The following is a 14,627-nucleotide window of genomic DNA, read 5'->3' as shown; positions in this document are numbered from 1 at the left end:
CGGGAGGGTGTGGGAGAGTAGGACGCCGCCGGACATTTTTCGGTCAGGGCCACCCCTTCGGGGGTGGCCCTGACGCGTTTCCGTGACCATTTCCGAACCCGGACCGGGCCCGCTCCGGCGATGATCGCTCCGGGTGCGAACCGCCTGAACGAGGTCTCCGGCCGGGGCGTCGCGGCTCAGGAACGGGTCTGGACATCCTCGCGGATCTGCCGCATCAGGTCACCGGCGGCGTCCAATGGGCGCCCCGGCATCATCGCCAGCGCGACGCTGCCGTGGTCCGCCCAACCGCAGACGGCGAAGTCACCGCCGTCACCGCTGGTGGTGCCGCACTTCATCACCCCGCCGAACCGGCCGGCCGGCACCTTGCGCAGCCCGGTGACCTTCCCGGTCTCGTCGGCCATCAGGCCGAAGAGGGTGTCCAGGTCGCGTTCGGGCTGCCACAGCAGGGTGGTGCCCCCGAAGAGCAGCACCGAGCGCTTGTCGTCCGCCGGATCGCGGTACACGACGCCGAGGCTGCGATCCAGGTCGATGTCGGCGGACAGCCCGTCACGCAGGTAGTCGGCGGTGCTGCGGGCCCGCTCGCTGTCGTCGCGTTGCAGGCCGGCGACGGTGGCCGGAGCGGCCAGCCGGGCGTCCTTCTGCTGCGCCACCCGCCAGCCGGCGACGCCCAGCGCCCCGACGCCGGCGAGGCCGGCCGCCAGGAGCACGGCGAGGGTGATCCGCCCGCGCCGGGATCGGGGGCCGCGCCGTCGGGCCCCGTCCTGCGGGTCCCGGTTGCTGAGCCGGATCGGTTCCTCGGTGAGGTCGATCGGCTCAGGCTCGTCGGCGAGCGGACGCTCGGTGAGATGTGCGTCGGACATAGCCGACACCGTACGCGAAGGGCAGGTGGCGCACGTCGGGTCCGCGGAAGCGCTCCGTAGACTTTCAGGGTGACCGACAGACTGGATGCCCGACGCCCCGACGCCCCGACCCTGCCCGCCCAGTACCAGCCGGGCGAGGTAGAGCAGCGACGGTACGAGCAGTGGGTAGCCGATGGTCGCTTCCGGGCGTCTGCCGACAGCGACAAGCCCCCCTTCGCCATCGTCATCCCGCCGCCGAACGTCACCGGCTCGCTGCACATGGGGCACGCGTTCGAGCACACGCTGATGGACGCGCTGACCCGGCGTAAGCGGATGCAGGGCTTCGAGGCGCTCTGGCTGCCGGGCATGGACCACGCCGGCATCGCCACCCAGAACCTCGTCGAGCGGCAGCTCGCCGGCGAGGGCCTGTCCCGCCACGACCTGGGCCGGGAGAAGTTCGTCGAGCGGGTGTGGCGGTGGAAGGCCGAGTCCGGCGGCGCGATCCTGGGCCAGATGCGCCGCCTCGGCGACGCGGTCGACTGGGACCGCGAGCGCTTCACCATGGACGCGGGGCTGTCCCGGGCCGTGCAGACCATGTTCAAGAAGCTCTTCGACGACGGGCTGATCTACCGGGCCAACCGGATCATCAACTGGTGCCCGCGCTGCCTGACCGCGCTGTCCGACATCGAGGTCGAGCACACCGACGACGACGGCGAGCTGATCTCGATCCGGTACGGCGACGAGGTCGTGGTGGCCACCACCCGCGCCGAGACGATGCTCGGCGACACCGCGGTGGCGGTGCACCCCGACGACGAGCGGTACCGGCACCTGATCGGCACCGAGGTCGCCCTGCCGCTGACCGACCGGCGCATCCCGATCGTCGCCGACGAGCACGTCGACCCGAGCTTCGGCACCGGCATGGTGAAGGTGACCCCGGCGCACGACCCGAACGACTTCGAGATCGGCCAGCGGCACGACCTGCCCGCCCTGACGATCATGGATGAGCGCGGCATCATCACGGCGCCGGGCCCGTTCGAGGGCCTGGACCGGTACGAGGCCCGGCCGGCGATCGTCGCCGCGCTCCGCGAGCAGGGCCTGATCGTGGCCGAGAAGCGGCCGTACGTGCACGCGGTGGGCCACTGCTCGCGGTGCAAGACCACGGTCGAGCCGCGGCTGTCGTTGCAGTGGTTCGTCAACACCGCCCCGCTGGCCAAGGCGGCCGGGGACGCGGTGCGCGACGGCCGGGTGAAGGTCGAGCCGGCCGAGCTGGCCAAGCGCTACTTCGCCTGGGTCGACAACATGCACGACTGGTGCATCTCCCGCCAGCTCTGGTGGGGCCACCGCATCCCGGTCTGGTACGGCCCGGACGGCGAGATCGTCTGCGTCGGCCCGGACGAGGAGCCGCCGACCGGCGCTGGCTGGCACCAGGACGAGGACGTGCTGGACACCTGGTTCTCCAGCGGGCTGTGGCCGTTCTCCACCCTCGGCTGGCCGGAGCAGACCCCGGACCTGGCGAAGTTCTACCCGACCAGCGTCCTGGTCACCGGTTACGACATCCTGTTCTTCTGGGTCGCCCGGATGATGATGTTCGGCCTCTACGCCATGGACGGCCGGCCGCCGTTCGACGTGGTGGCCCTGCACGGCATGGTGCGCGACGAGCACGGCAAGAAGATGTCGAAGTCGTTCGGCAACGTGGTCGACCCGCTGGACTGGATCGACCGGTTCGGCGCGGACGCCACCCGGTTCACCCTCGCCCGGGGCGCCAACCCCGGCCAGGACGTCCCGGTCAGCGAGGACTGGTGCCAGGGTTCCCGCAACTTCTGCAACAAGCTGTGGAACGCCACCCGGTTCGCGCTGATGAACGGCGCCCACACGGGAGGCCCGCTGCCGCCGGCCGAGCAACTCTCCACCGTCGACCGGTGGATCCTGTCCCGGCTGGCGCACGTCACCGCCGAGGTCGACGAGCAGTTCGAGGCGTACGAGTTCGCGAAGGTCTGTGACCTGCTCTACCACTTCGCCTGGGACGACGTCTGCGACTGGTACGTGGAGCTGGGCAAGCCGGTGCTCGCCGAGGGCGGGGCGGCGGCCGACGCCACCCGGAGGGTGCTCGGGCACGTGCTGGACCAGCTCCTGCGGCTGCTGCACCCGGTGATCCCGTTCGTCACGGAGGAACTGTGGATCGCGTTGACCGGCGGGGAGACGGTGATGACGGCCGCGTGGCCGGCAGCCGACCGTACCGGGATCGATGACGCCGCGGAGGGCGAGGTCGGCACCGTCCAGCGGGTGGTGACCGAGATCCGGCGGTTCCGCTCGGACCAGGGCCTGCGGCCCACCCAGCGGGTGGTCGCCCGGCTCGACGGCCTGGCCGGCGCGGGCATCGCCGCCCACGAGTGGCTGATCCGCTCGCTGGTCCGGCTCGACCCGGCCGGCGACGACTTCCAGGCCAGCGCGACCCTGGCCATGCCAGGCGAGGTGAGCGTCGCGCTGGACACCCGGGGCTCGATCGACGTGGCCGCCGAGCGGGCCCGGCTGACCAAGGACCGCGCCGCCGCCGGGAAGGAGGTCGCGCAGGCCCGCGCGAAGCTGGACAACCCGGCGTTCGTGGGGAAGGCCCCGGAACCGGTGGTCGCCAAGATCCGCGACCGGCTCGCCACCGCCGAGGCCGACCTGATCCGCATCGATGCCGCTCTGGAGGCGCTGCCCTCGTGACCGACCGTAACGATCGCACCCACCGCACCGCTCGCGGCGTCGACGGCGAGTTCGCCGCCGTCGACGCCGAGCTGGCCGCGCGCGGGTTCACCCGCATGCACTTCGAGCTGGACCGGATCGAGACGCTGCTCGACCTGCTCGGCAGCCCGCAGCGGGCGTACCCGTCGATCCACCTGACCGGGACCAACGGCAAGACCTCGACCGCCCGGATGATCGACTCGCTGCTGCGGGCGTTCGGGCTGCACACCGGCCGGTACACCAGCCCGCACCTGGAGACCGTCCGGGAGCGGATCAGCCTGGACGGGGAGCCGGTCAGCGAGGAACGCTTCGTGGCCACGTACCGCGAGGTGGTGCCGCTGGCCGAGCTGGTCGACCAGCGCTCCGCCGAGCCGTTGACCTACTTCGACCTGACCACCGCGCTGGCGTTCGCCACCTTCGCGGACGCCCCGGTCGACGTCGCGGTGGTCGAGGTGGGGCTCGGCGGGGCGGAGGACTCCACCAACGTGATCCAGGCCGGCGTCGCGGTGCTCACCCCGATCGGGCTGGACCACACCGAGTGGCTGGGCGACACCCTCCAGGACATCGCCCTGCACAAGGCCGGGATCATCCACAAGGGGGCCACGGTCGTCTGCGCGGCACAGGAGGAGGAGGCCGCCCGGCCGATCCTGGAGCGGTGCGCCGAGGTCGGCGCGACGGTCGCCCGCGAGGGGTCGGAGTTCGGCGTGCTGCGCCGTTCGGTGGCGGTCGGCGGCCAGGTGCTCAGCATCCAGGGCCTCGGCGGGGTGTACGAGGAGATGTTCGTTCCGCTGCACGGCGCACACCAGGCGCAGAACGCGGCGGTGGCGCTCGCCGCCGTGGAGGCGTTCCTCGGGGCGGGGGCGAACCGGCAGCTCGACGTGGAGGCGGTCCGGGAGGGCTTCGCCGCCGTCAGCTCGCCCGGCCGGCTGGAGAAGGTGCGTACCGCGCCGACGGTCCTGCTCGACGGGGCGCACAACCCGCACGGCATGGCGGCCACGGTGACCGCCCTGCAGGAGGAGTTCGCGTTCAGCAAGCTGGTCGGCGTGCTCGGCGTGCTCGGCGACAAGGACGCGGTGAGCCTGCTGGAGCTGCTGGAGCCGGTGCTCGACTCGCTGGTGGTCACCCGCAACAGCTCGCCGCGGGCGATGCCGGCCGACGAGCTGGCCGAGTTGGCCCGGGACGTCTTCGGGGCGGACCGGGTGGCGGTGGCCGAGGAGATGCCCGACGCGATCGAGGCGGCGGTGGCCGAGGCCGAGTCCGACGTCCCCGGCGAGCTGTCCGGGGTCGGCGTACTGATCACCGGGTCGGTGGTGACCGTGGCCGACGCCCGCAGGCTGTTCAAGCGATGACCGCCCCGGACCCCGACCGCCCGGCGGAGGGCGTCGGCGACGGGTCGGGTCAACGGCGCTCCGGGCTGCGCAACCCCGAGGGGGCGGTGCGTGGCCTGGGCGCCGGGACGCTCGGCCTGGAGGCCCTGGTGCTGCTGCTCGCGATCCAGCCGATCAGGGTGGTCGGCGGGGAGCTCAGCGGCGCGGCCGTCGCGGTGATCGTGGCGTTGGCCGTGGCGGCGGTGGTGCTCGCCGGGATGATGCGCCGGCGGTGGGCCTGGTACGCCGGCACGGTGCTCCAGGGGGCGCTGATGCTCGCCGGGCTGCTGCACTGGTCGCTGCTGGTGGTGGGGATCATCTTCGCCCTGGTCTGGGGGTACGCCCTGCACGTGCGCCGGGTGATCCTCGGCCGCTGAGCCGCCGCCTGCGGGGCGGGCCCGCTGCGGGACGGCTCTCCGCGGCGCGGCTCTCCGCGGCGCGGAGCCCGGTGTCGGAGGGCCGTCCCCACACGTTCAGGCGTCGGCGCGGGTGCGCCACTGGGTGAGGGCGATGCCGTGGCCGTCCGGGTCGCGGAAGGCCGCCGCCCAGACCTCCAGTTTGGTGCCCCGGTTCACCACCCTCGGGGCGTACGTGAAGCGGACGCCGGAGTCGCGCAGCCGCTCGTACGCGCCCTGGATGTCGTCGACCTCCAGGTTCACGTGGACCAGGCGGCGGCTCATCGGGGCCGCGCCGGTGACCTCGCGCAGCACCAGTCGGGTCGTCCCGGAGGCGAGCACGGCGTTGCCGGCACCCTGGTCGACCTCCTCGAAGCCGAGGGTGTCCCGGTAGAACTCCAACGACCGGTCGAGGCCGGTGACCAGCAGGGTGATGCCGACCCCGCTGATCGGGGCCGCCGCTTCGGCGGGCTCGGTCTCCGGGTCGTAACCGAAGATCGCCTCGTCCAGCTCGTGCTGGTCGGGGGCCGGCCCGGGGCGCGGGGCCGGGTCGTCCAGCGGCACGTCGATGGGGTCGGCCGGGGCACCCGCGTCGATGGTCTCGACGGGGACGGTCGGGTCGAAGCGTTCCTCGGCCGGCGGGCGGGGAGCCGGGGTGGCCCGCCGGGGCAGCGGGCCAGAGGCCGGGTCCACCAGCGTCCCCTCCAGCACGACCGGGCCGCCCGGCCGCTGGTGCATCACGACCGGCTCCCGGCCCTCCGGCAGCAGGCCGAGGTCGTCGTCGCGCAGCGGGTCGGGCCCGGGCGGGTCGCGCAGGTCGTCGTGGAAACCGGACGAGCCACGCAGGTCGTCGTGGAAACCGGGCATGTCGCGCAGGTCGTCGCGGAAGTCGTCGTCCGGGACGCGGTCGGCCCACGGCGGCGCTTCCTGCTGGATCAACATCTCGTCGACCGGGTCGGCGCCCGCGTACTCGGGCGGGAGGTCGGCCATCGCCGACGCGGCGGTCTCCGCGTGGGTGGGCACCTCTTCCCAGAGGACGCGGACGTGCCGCTGGTCGTCCAGGGCCACCCGGATCGGCAGGGCCTGCCCGATCGAGGGCCACTTCGCCACCGGGACCCGCGGCTCGATGATCTTCTTCGACCGGGGCGGCAGGCCGGGCGCGTCGATGACGAGCTGCAACTCGCAGCGGCCGAACGCGTACGCGCTGGGCGGCTCGGAGGCGCTGTGCACGTGGCCGACACCGACCACCCAGGTCCGGCCGCCGCCGCGCACGGTGGCCAGCGCGATCGCCAGCACCAGCAGGGCCACCCCGAGCGCCACGATCGCCCAGCTGGTCATGCCCAGCCCGAACAGGACCACGAAGGTCGCCACGGTGCCCAGCACCGCCGCGATGAGTTTGCGTACCGGCGCGATGGGTCGGTTCCCGCCATTCGCCACTGTGGACCTCCCAGGGGTCAAGGGCCAGGCTAGGCCGGATCGGCGACCCAGGGAATAGCGCAGCCGCCGCGCCGGTGCCGGCACCGGGTCGCTAGGCTGACCGTACCCAGCCGAGCCGTCTTCCGCGCACAGGAGGAACCCAGCGTGTCCAGCAGCAGCCCGGACGAGCGTTCTCTCGTTCTGATCAAGCCCGACGCGGTCGGCCGTGGCCTGGTCGGTGAGATCCTCTCCCGCTTCGAGCGCAAGGGCCTGCGGATCGACGCCATGGCTCTCCGGACGATGGACGGCGACTTCGCCGACCAGCACTACGCCGAGCACGTCGACAAGGCGTTCTACCCGCCGCTGAAGGGGTTCATGACCAGCGGCCCGCTGGTGGCCCTGGTGCTCTCCGGCGACCAGGTCATCGAGGTGGTGCGCGGCATGATCGGCAGCACCGACGGCCGCAGGGCCGCCGCCGGCACCATCCGGGGCGACTTCTCCCTGTCCAACCGGGAGAACCTGGTGCACGCCTCCGACTCGACCGACAGCGCCAAGCGCGAGATCGCGCTCTGGTTCCCCGAGCTGGGCTGACGGCTTCCCGACGCCGGGCGGGGCGGGCCCCGGACCACCGGCTCACCCCGTCAGCCGGGTGAGCTTCTCCGGGTTGGCGACCACGTACAGGTCAGTGATTCGGCCGCCGGCGGCGGCCACGGTCAGCGCGTACCGCCGGCCGTCGGGCCAGTGCACGACGTACCCGGCCCGGCCGTTGAACTCGATCGGGACCGCGCGCGGCGTCGGCCGCTGGGGCCCGAGGACTCCGGCGAAGAAGCGGGCAACCCGGTCCGCCCCGCGCACCGGGTTGCGGGCCGCCTTGGCCCGACCACCCCCGTCGCTCCACGAGGTGACGTCGGTCGCCACCAGGTCCGTCAGCCGGGCCAGGTCGCCGTCGCGGGCCGCGGCGAGGAACGCGTCCAGCAGCCGCCGCTGCTCGCCCGGGTCGGCCGCGAAGCGTCGGCGGTCGTCGGCGATCCGGGCCGCCGCCCGGTGGTGCAGCTGCCGGCAGTCCGCCGCGGACCGGTCCAGGATCTCGCCGACCTGCGCGTACGGCAGGTCGAAGGCGGTGCGTAGCACGTAGACCGCGCGCTCCGGTGGAGTCAGCCGCTCCAGCAGGTGCAGCAGCGCCAGGGAGAGCGAGTCGCGCAGCTCCGCGTGCTCCGGCGGCCCGAACGGCGAGGGCGCGGTGGGCACCGGCTCCGGCAGCCAGGGCCCGACGTACGTCTCCCGGGTGGCCTGCCGGGCCCGCAGCCGGTCGATGGCGAGCCGGGTGACCACCCGGGACAGGTAGCGGCGCGGCTCGGCCACCGCCGCCCGGTCGACGCCCAGCCACCGCAGGTAGGCGTCCTGGAGCACGTCCTCGGCGTCGTGCAGGCTGCCGAGCATCCGGTACGCCAGGCCGAGCAGCATCGGCCGGTGCGCGTCGAGCGCACCGGCCGCCTGCGCCGCCCCGGCCGTCGTCACCCGTCCGTCGGCGGTTGGCGCCGGGTGGCTGCCACGATCCGGTTCCACACGTTGATTGTGGCGATCGCGACCGTCAGGTCCGCCAGTTCCTTCTCCGACCAGACCTTCGCGGCGGCGTCCCAGACCTCGTCGGGCACCCCGTGCTCCCCGAGGCGGGTGAGCGCGTCGGTGAGCGCGAGCGCGGCCCGTTCCCGTTCGTCGAAGAAGGGCGCCTCCCGCCAGGCCGCCACGGCGAACAGCCGCCGGCTGGACTCGCCCGCCGCGAGGGCGTCCCGGCTGTGCATGTCCACGCAGAACGCGCAGCCGTTCAGCATCGACGCGCGCAGCTTCACCAGTTCCAGCACCGTGTGGTCGAGGTTCGCGCGGCTGTACCGCTCCAGTCCGGCCACCGCCCGGTACGCCTCCGGCGCCACCGCCTCCAGATCGATCCGACTCATCGTGTTCTCCCGTCCTCGTCGGTACAACAGGACGACGGGCGACAGGGGCGTCGATGTGACGGCGGCGGGTGTGACGCCGGTCATGCCGCCGCCGGCCGACCTTCGATGCCTCGCTGGAGGCCCGGGCCGCCGGCCGAGACGGGCCCTTTCCGAGCGGAGCCCCTGCCCAGCAGCCCTCCGCCACGCAGCGGACGGCCCGGCCACCCGTTCGGCCCGGCGTGACCGCGTCGGCTAACGTGACATCGCCCTGTCCAGCACGACCGCCGGAGGACCAGTGCCGCTGCTCTACACCATCGGCAAGCTCACCGTGGCGCCCGCGCTCCGGTTGGCCTTCCGACCGACCGTGGAGGGTTTGGAGCACATCCCGGCGACCGGTGGCGCCATCTTCGCCGGCAACCACCTCTCCGTCGCCGACGAACTGTTCCTCGGCACGGTCGTGCCCCGGCACCTGGCGTTCTGGGCGAAGTCGGAGTACTTCAAGGGGACCGGCCCGAAGGGCGCGTTGTCGAAGTTCGTGCTCACCGGGCTGGGGGCCATCCCGGTCGAGCGGGCCGGCGGCCGGGCCGCGCTGTCCGCGTTCGACGCGGCGATCCCGGCGCTGCGGGCCGGTGACTTCGTCGCCGTGTATCCGGAGGGGACCCGCTCGCCCGACGGGCGGCTCTACCGGGGCCGCACCGGGGCGGCCCGGCTGGCGGTCGCGGCCGGCGTCCCGATCATCCCGGTCGGTATGACGGGCACCGACAAGGCACAGCCGATCGGCACCAGGGTGCCCCGGCCGGGGCGGGCGGACATCGTCGTGCGCTTCGGCAAGCCGCTCGACTTCACCGGCCGCCCGGACGACCGGACCTCGCTGCGGGAGATGACCGACGAGGTGATGAGCGAGATCCAGAAGCTCACCGGCCAGGAGTACGTGCCGCGCTACGCCCCGCCCCGCGCGCGTCCGGTGGCCGAGGGCGAGCCGCCGGCCCCGGCCTGACCGGCCCGCCCCGGTTCCTCACTCCGGCCCCTGGCTGCCGGCCTCGGCCGACCCACCCCGTCGCGCCGGGCCTCAGCCCGTCGTGCCCGGGTCCTGGTCGGGCGTGACGATCTGCTTGCGCATGGTCTCCAGCAGCCGGGCGCTGTCGTCGACGGAGAGCTGGGTGAACACGCCGGTGGTGAGGCTGCCATGGTCGACCGAGGTGCACACCACCACGTCGGTGCCGTCGAGGGCGCCGACGGCGCAGCGCTCGAACCGGCCCCGGACGCCGGTCTCCACCACCTGCTTGTCCCCGAGCCGGTACGGCTCCGTCAGCCGGGTCATCTCGTCGTCCGCGTCGCTCTCCGGGGTCAGCCGGAACCCGGTGCCGCCGAACACCGCCACCGGTTTGCCCGCCGGCGAGGCGTACACGCCGGCGAAGGTGCCCTCGGTCAGCAGGTGCGCCTTGCGCACCTCCTTCTCCAGTTCCTTCGCGGTGGCCTGGCTCCGGGCGTCCTCGCGCAGCGACAGGTCGGAGATCTGCTGCGGCAGCGCGGCGCTCGCCGGGTACTGCTCCCACATCGGCTTCACCCAGTAGGCCGGGCAGCCGCAGCAGCAGGCGATGCTGAGCAGCAGCACCCACGGCCAGCGCCGACGGCGCCGGCGGGGGGCCCTCGGCGCGGGCGGCGGCGTCGGTGCCGCCGGCGGCGGGGCGGGCCGGTGCTGCTGCGGCGGCCGGGACGGCGCGACCGGCAGAGCCGGCGGCGGCACGTGGCGCGGCGGGGCGGGCGGTGACACCTGACGCGGTAGGGCCTGCGATGGCATCTGACGGGTCGGCGCCGGTGGCCGGGCCACGGGCGGCGGCGAACTGACGGGCCGCGCCGCGGGCGACACCGGCCGGGCTCCCTGCGGTGGGGTGGCCGGATGGGCCACCGGCGGCGGCGGGGTCGGGGACCCGACGACGGGTGCCGAGCCGGCGACCGGCCCCGGGTGCCGCCGGGCGGCCGGCGGCGTCGGGTACGACAGCGTCGGCGGCAGCGGGGGCAACTCGGCGGAGTGCAGGTCCCAACTGCCGGTGTCCACGCCGGCCCACGGGTCCACCGGCACCTGGCTCTCCGGGGGCGGCAGCGGGCCGTGCCCGATCGGGGCGGGTGGCGGCGGGGTGGGCTCCGCCGACTCGCCCCAGTTCCGCCTGCGTTGCGGCGGCGGTGGGACCGGCGCGGAGCCGGTCCACCGGGGCGCCGGGGGCGCGGAAGCGGCGGGGTCGAGGGTGGTCCGGTCCGGTCGGGCGTCGACCTTCGTCGGGTCGGGGGTCGGGACTGCCGGCGTCGGCCCACCGTCGCCGCGAGCCGGGTCCGGGCCGGCCGACGTGTCCTCGATCCGGGTGGGGTCGGGGCCGGTTCGCCCCGGCGTGGCCTCGACCGCGGTGGGGTCCGGGCCGTTCTGTTCGAGAGTCGTCTCGGCCGCCAGTCGGGGATCGCCGACCGAGAGGGTCGCGTCGGGAGCGTCGCCACTCGGGGTGCCGGCGGAGCCGGAGGCGTCCTGCGTCAGGGTGGCGTCCTGCGTCGTGTGGGCGGAGGACACCTCCGTCCCGGCGGGCGTGCCTTCCGGGTCCGTGGCCGGCACGTCCGCGGCGGCGGGCGGCGCGGTGGCGTCGCGCGGGCCCGGCGGTGGTTCGGGGGAGGGGGTCGACTCGCCGGCCGTGGCCAAATCCTGGCCCCGGTCGGCGGCCGGGGTGCCCCCGTCGGCCGGTCGGTCTGCTCCCGGCTGCGGGTGCGGCATCGCGGCAATCTCCTCTCGCGCCGGTCCGAGGTTAGTACCGGCGTGCCACCGACGGCGACTCGCCCACGTCCCGGGTGGCGAGTGGCTGGGCGCCAGCAGCCGGACCGGCTGAGGCCGTGTCGATCTGTGGAACCGGTCGGGGGATTGTTTGTTCCTTATCCCTGATCAGAGCGTTAGATCGGTAGTGTCCGAATATGGCGGCTCGCCGCCGAGGAGGTTCGACCATGCGCGTACGCACCCTGCTCACGCTCCTGGCCGGGCCGGCGCTCGCCGGGCTCGCTGCCTGCGGCCAGCCAGGCTCCGCCGCCGCACCGCAACAACCCGCCACCTCACCGGCCCCGTCCTCCTGCGCCCAGGCCGGCACCGCCGTCCCGTCGCCGCCCACCCCGTCGCCGGGGCGCTCCTACTGGCCGCATCAGAACAGCCTGATGGACGCCGCCACCACTGTGCAGGAAGCTGGCGAGCAGCGCTGGCCGCAGGTGTACGCCGGGGTCGAGCTCGACCTCGAACAGAACCTGCTCAAGGTGCGCCGCATCCCCTCCGGCCCCGCCGTCGACCAGGCCGTATGCGCCCTCGTGCCGACCGTGATCGTCAGGTTCGTCGACGCCGTCCACTCTGAGCGGCAGCTTGCCGCCTGGCAGGCCAGAGTCTTCGCCGACCGCTCCTACTGGCAGAGACGCGGCATCGTCCTGAACGGGATCAGCACCGACATGGGCCTCGGCGTCGTCGTCGCCATGGACGACCCGGACCGCCATCGGGCAGCGATCACCGCCCGCTACCCGGGCCTGCTCCTCCCACAGGCACTCCTCGGCAGTGCCGACGGCATCACCGTAGCGGCGGCGCAACCCCTGCACTGCCGCGTCGAGCGGCTGCCCCGTTGATCACCATGCATGGTCCCGAGGGTCTGCTTGAGCTGGAGCCATCCTGCGCCGGGGACGCCCGCCGCTCCGCGAGGTAAGCGTTGAGGCCCGTCCCGGCCCCGGTTCAGCCGCTCCTCGGCCACTGCGGCGACAGTTCGTAGGCGGGGTACGCCCCAGCCGTGACGCTGATCAGCGTGGGCGCGAACGGTCCTTTCCGGGGCCGGGCCGGACGCGCGGCGGATGCGACGCGGCGGCCGGTGGGCGGACGCGTACCCTTGGGCATCATGAGCGTCCCGTCCACCACCCCGCGCCCCGCCGCGGCCAACTCCGTCTGGCCTCGGCTGGAGCCGCTGCTGCCCCAGGTGACCAAGCCCATCCAGTACGTCGGTGGCGAGCTGGGCGCGGTGGTCAAGGACTGGGACACGGCGACCGTCCGCTGGGCGTTGATGTACCCGGACGCCTACGAGGTCGGGTTGCCCAACCAGGGTGTGCAGATCCTGTACGAGGTCCTCAACGAGCTGCCTGACGTGCTCGCCGAGCGGACGTACGCGGTCTGGCCCGACCTGGAGAGCCTCATGCGCACGCACGGCGTGCCGCAGTTCACCGTCGACGCCCACCGCGCGGTGCGCGACTTCGACGTGTTCGGCATCTCGTTCTCCACCGAGCTGGGCTACACCAACCTGCTCACCGCGATCGACCTGGCCGGCATCCCGATGCTCGCGGCGGATCGCACCGACGCCGATCCGGTGATCGTGGCCGGCGGGCACGCCGCGTTCAACCCGGAGCCGATCGCCGACTTCGTCGACGCCGCCGTGCTCGGCGACGGCGAGGAAGCTGTCCTGGAGATCACCACGATCGTCCGGGAGTGGAAGTCCGAGGGCTCCCCGGGCGGCCGGGACGAGCTGTTGCTGCGGCTGGCCCGCACCGAGAGCGTCTACGTGCCGCGCTTCTACGACGTGGACTACCTGCCCGACGGGCGGATCCAGCGGGTCGTGCCGAACCGGGCGGACGTGCCGTTCCGGGTGCACAAGCGCACGACGATGGACCTGGACGCCTGGCCGTACCCGAAGAAGCCCCTGGTCCCGCTCGCCGAGACCGTGCACGAGCGGTACGCGGTGGAGATCTTCCGGGGCTGCACGCGGGGCTGCCGGTTCTGCCAGGCCGGCATGATCACCCGGCCCGTCCGGGAGCGGTCGATCACCACGGTGGGACAGATGGTGCAGCAGGGGCTGGAGTTCTCCGGCTTCCACGAGGTGGGCCTGCTGTCGCTGTCGTCGGCCGACCACTCCGAGATCGGCGACATGTGCTCCGGCCTGGCCGAGCAGTACGCGGGCACCAACGTGTCGCTGTCGCTGCCGTCGACCCGGGTGGACGCGTTCAACATCGACCTGGCCCAGGAGTTGTCCCGCAACGGCCGGCGCACCGGTTTGACCTTCGCCCCCGAGGGCGGGTCTGAGCGGATCCGCAAGGTGATCAACAAGATGGTGTCGGAGGAAGACCTGATCCGCACCGTCGTCACCGCATACACCAACGGCTGGCGGCAGGTGAAGCTGTACTTCATGTGCGGCCTGCCCACCGAGACCGACGACGACGTGCTCCAGATCGCCCGGATGGCCCACGAGGTCATCAAGGCGGGCCGGGCCGCCACCGGCTCGAAGGACATCCGCTGCACGGTCTCCATCGGCGGGTTCGTGCCGAAGCCGCACACCCCGTTCCAGTGGGCGAAGATGGAGCGGCCGGAGGTCATCGACGGCCGGCTGAGACTGCTCAAGCAGGAGATCAACTCGAACCGGTCACTCGGTCGCGCGATCGGCTTCCGCTACCACGACGGCGAGCCGTCGCTGATCGAGGGCCTGCTCAGTCGCGGCGACCGCCGGGTCGGCGCGGTGATCCGTCGGGTCTGGGAGGACGGCGGCCGGTTCGACGGCTGGAGCGAGCACTTCTCGTACCAGCGCTGGGTGGACGCCGCCGCCGCGACGCTGCCGGCCTTCGGGGTGGACCTGGACTGGTACACCACCCGGGAGCGCGACGAGCTGGAGGTCCTGCCCTGGGACCACCTGGACTCGGGCCTGGACAAGGACTGGCTCTGGAAGGACTGGCAGGACTCGACGTCCGAGTACGAGCAGGACGACTGCCGGTGGACCCCGTGCTTCGACTGCGGGGTCTGCCCGTCCATGGACACCGAGATCCAGATCGGCCCGACGGGCCAGAAGCTGCTCCCGCTCACCCCGCTCAACGGCGCCGGCCTGAAGGTACCCACCCACACCCACCCCTGACCCACGGCCGGCCACCACCGCCCGCTGCGTTGATCAGGTAGGTGTCGTCACGGTC

At 73.4% G+C, this 14,627-nt stretch carries 12 protein-coding genes; 7 read left to right on the top strand and 5 right to left on the bottom strand.

What is annotated here, in order from left to right; translation table 11 throughout:
• Positions 1-176: 176 nt before the first annotated feature.
• On the bottom strand, positions 177-860 hold the full coding sequence (locus tag ACH4T9_RS31580; RefSeq protein WP_396675026.1) for a hypothetical protein: 684 nt from the start codon (positions 858-860) through the stop codon (positions 177-179).
• Between the two features lie 69 nt (positions 861-929).
• Here ACH4T9_RS31580 and ACH4T9_RS31575 point away from each other — a divergent pair, with 69 nt between their 5' ends.
• The 3 genes from ACH4T9_RS31575 to ACH4T9_RS31565 all read left to right on the top strand — a co-directional run bounded on the left by ACH4T9_RS31575 (position 930) and on the right by ACH4T9_RS31565 (position 5,310).
• Positions 930-3,548, top strand: a complete 2,619-nt coding sequence (locus ACH4T9_RS31575; protein WP_396675028.1) for a valine--tRNA ligase — start codon at positions 930-932, stop codon at positions 3,546-3,548.
• A 95-nt stretch (positions 3,549-3,643) separates the two neighbouring features.
• Positions 3,644-4,915 carry a bifunctional folylpolyglutamate synthase/dihydrofolate synthase gene (locus ACH4T9_RS31570; protein WP_396675072.1) on the top strand — a complete coding sequence of 424 codons (1,272 nt, stop codon included), beginning with the start codon at positions 3,644-3,646 and terminating at the stop codon, positions 4,913-4,915.
• Positions 4,912-5,310 carry a DUF4233 domain-containing protein gene (locus ACH4T9_RS31565; RefSeq protein WP_396675030.1) on the top strand — a complete coding sequence of 133 codons (399 nt, stop codon included), beginning with the start codon at positions 4,912-4,914 and terminating at the stop codon, positions 5,308-5,310. Before ACH4T9_RS31570 ends, ACH4T9_RS31565 begins: the two co-directional genes overlap by 4 nt.
• Positions 5,311-5,406: 96 nt before the next feature.
• Here ACH4T9_RS31565 and ACH4T9_RS31560 read toward each other — a convergent pair whose 3' ends face one another.
• Entirely contained in the window at positions 5,407-6,765 is a 1,359-nt protein-coding gene (locus tag ACH4T9_RS31560; protein ID WP_396675031.1) for a VOC family protein, read from the bottom strand.
• 144 nt (positions 6,766-6,909) lie between these two features.
• On the opposite strand from ACH4T9_RS31560, the gene ndk reads away from it, so the two are divergent.
• Positions 6,910-7,335, top strand: coding sequence for a nucleoside-diphosphate kinase (gene ndk, locus ACH4T9_RS31555; RefSeq protein ID WP_396675033.1), 426 nt, complete (start codon positions 6,910-6,912; stop codon positions 7,333-7,335).
• A 42-nt stretch (positions 7,336-7,377) separates the two neighbouring features.
• Here ndk and sigJ read toward each other — a convergent pair whose 3' ends face one another.
• Together sigJ and ACH4T9_RS31545 are read right to left on the bottom strand one after the other, a co-directional pair.
• Positions 7,378-8,310 (bottom strand): RNA polymerase sigma factor SigJ, encoded by a 933-nt coding sequence (sigJ, locus tag ACH4T9_RS31550; RefSeq protein ID WP_396675034.1) that lies wholly within the window; start codon positions 8,308-8,310, stop codon positions 7,378-7,380.
• On the bottom strand, positions 8,259-8,699 hold the full coding sequence (locus tag ACH4T9_RS31545) for a carboxymuconolactone decarboxylase family protein (protein ID WP_396675035.1): 441 nt from the start codon (positions 8,697-8,699) through the stop codon (positions 8,259-8,261). Before ACH4T9_RS31545 ends, sigJ begins: the two co-directional genes overlap by 52 nt.
• 274 nt (positions 8,700-8,973) lie before the next feature.
• On the opposite strand from ACH4T9_RS31545, the gene ACH4T9_RS31540 reads away from it, so the two are divergent.
• On the top strand, positions 8,974-9,675 hold the full coding sequence (locus ACH4T9_RS31540; RefSeq protein WP_396675036.1) for a lysophospholipid acyltransferase family protein: 702 nt from the start codon (positions 8,974-8,976) through the stop codon (positions 9,673-9,675).
• Positions 9,676-9,747: 72 nt separating this feature from the next.
• On the opposite strand, the gene ACH4T9_RS31535 is transcribed toward ACH4T9_RS31540, so the two are convergent.
• Complete coding sequence (locus ACH4T9_RS31535; protein ID WP_396675037.1) at positions 9,748-11,436, bottom strand: hypothetical protein; 1,689 nt, start codon at positions 11,434-11,436, stop codon at positions 9,748-9,750.
• A 224-nt stretch (positions 11,437-11,660) separates the two neighbouring features.
• Between ACH4T9_RS31535 and ACH4T9_RS31530 the strand changes: the two genes are divergently transcribed.
• Together ACH4T9_RS31530 and ACH4T9_RS31525 are read left to right on the top strand one after the other, a co-directional pair.
• Positions 11,661-12,317 carry a hypothetical protein gene (locus ACH4T9_RS31530; protein WP_396675038.1) on the top strand — a complete coding sequence of 219 codons (657 nt, stop codon included), beginning with the start codon at positions 11,661-11,663 and terminating at the stop codon, positions 12,315-12,317.
• Between the two features lie 263 nt (positions 12,318-12,580).
• On the top strand, positions 12,581-14,572 hold the full coding sequence (locus ACH4T9_RS31525) for a TIGR03960 family B12-binding radical SAM protein (RefSeq protein WP_396675039.1): 1,992 nt from the start codon (positions 12,581-12,583) through the stop codon (positions 14,570-14,572).
• The last annotated feature ends 55 nt before the right edge of the window (positions 14,573-14,627 follow it).

Origin of the sequence: Micromonospora sp. NPDC020750 (assembly GCF_044334565.1) — a bacterium.
Lineage (GTDB): Bacteria > Actinomycetota > Actinomycetes > Mycobacteriales > Micromonosporaceae > Micromonospora.
This window is presented reverse-complemented; position numbering and strand designations above follow the sequence as displayed.

Coding starts and splice junctions, on each gene's coding strand:
- ACH4T9_RS31580 (WP_396675026.1), bottom strand. CDS start 860: ATGTCCGACGCACATCTCACCGAGCGTCCGCTCGCCGACGAGCCTGAG.
- ACH4T9_RS31570 (WP_396675072.1), top strand. CDS start 3,644: ATGCACTTCGAGCTGGACCGGATCGAGACGCTGCTCGACCTGCTCGGC.
- ACH4T9_RS31565 (WP_396675030.1), top strand. CDS start 4,912: ATGACCGCCCCGGACCCCGACCGCCCGGCGGAGGGCGTCGGCGACGGG.
- ACH4T9_RS31545 (WP_396675035.1), bottom strand. CDS start 8,699: ATGAGTCGGATCGATCTGGAGGCGGTGGCGCCGGAGGCGTACCGGGCG.
- ACH4T9_RS31535 (WP_396675037.1), bottom strand. CDS start 11,436: ATGCCGCACCCGCAGCCGGGAGCAGACCGACCGGCCGACGGGGGCACC.
- ACH4T9_RS31530 (WP_396675038.1), top strand. CDS start 11,661: ATGCGCGTACGCACCCTGCTCACGCTCCTGGCCGGGCCGGCGCTCGCC.
- ACH4T9_RS31525 (WP_396675039.1), top strand. CDS start 12,581: ATGAGCGTCCCGTCCACCACCCCGCGCCCCGCCGCGGCCAACTCCGTC.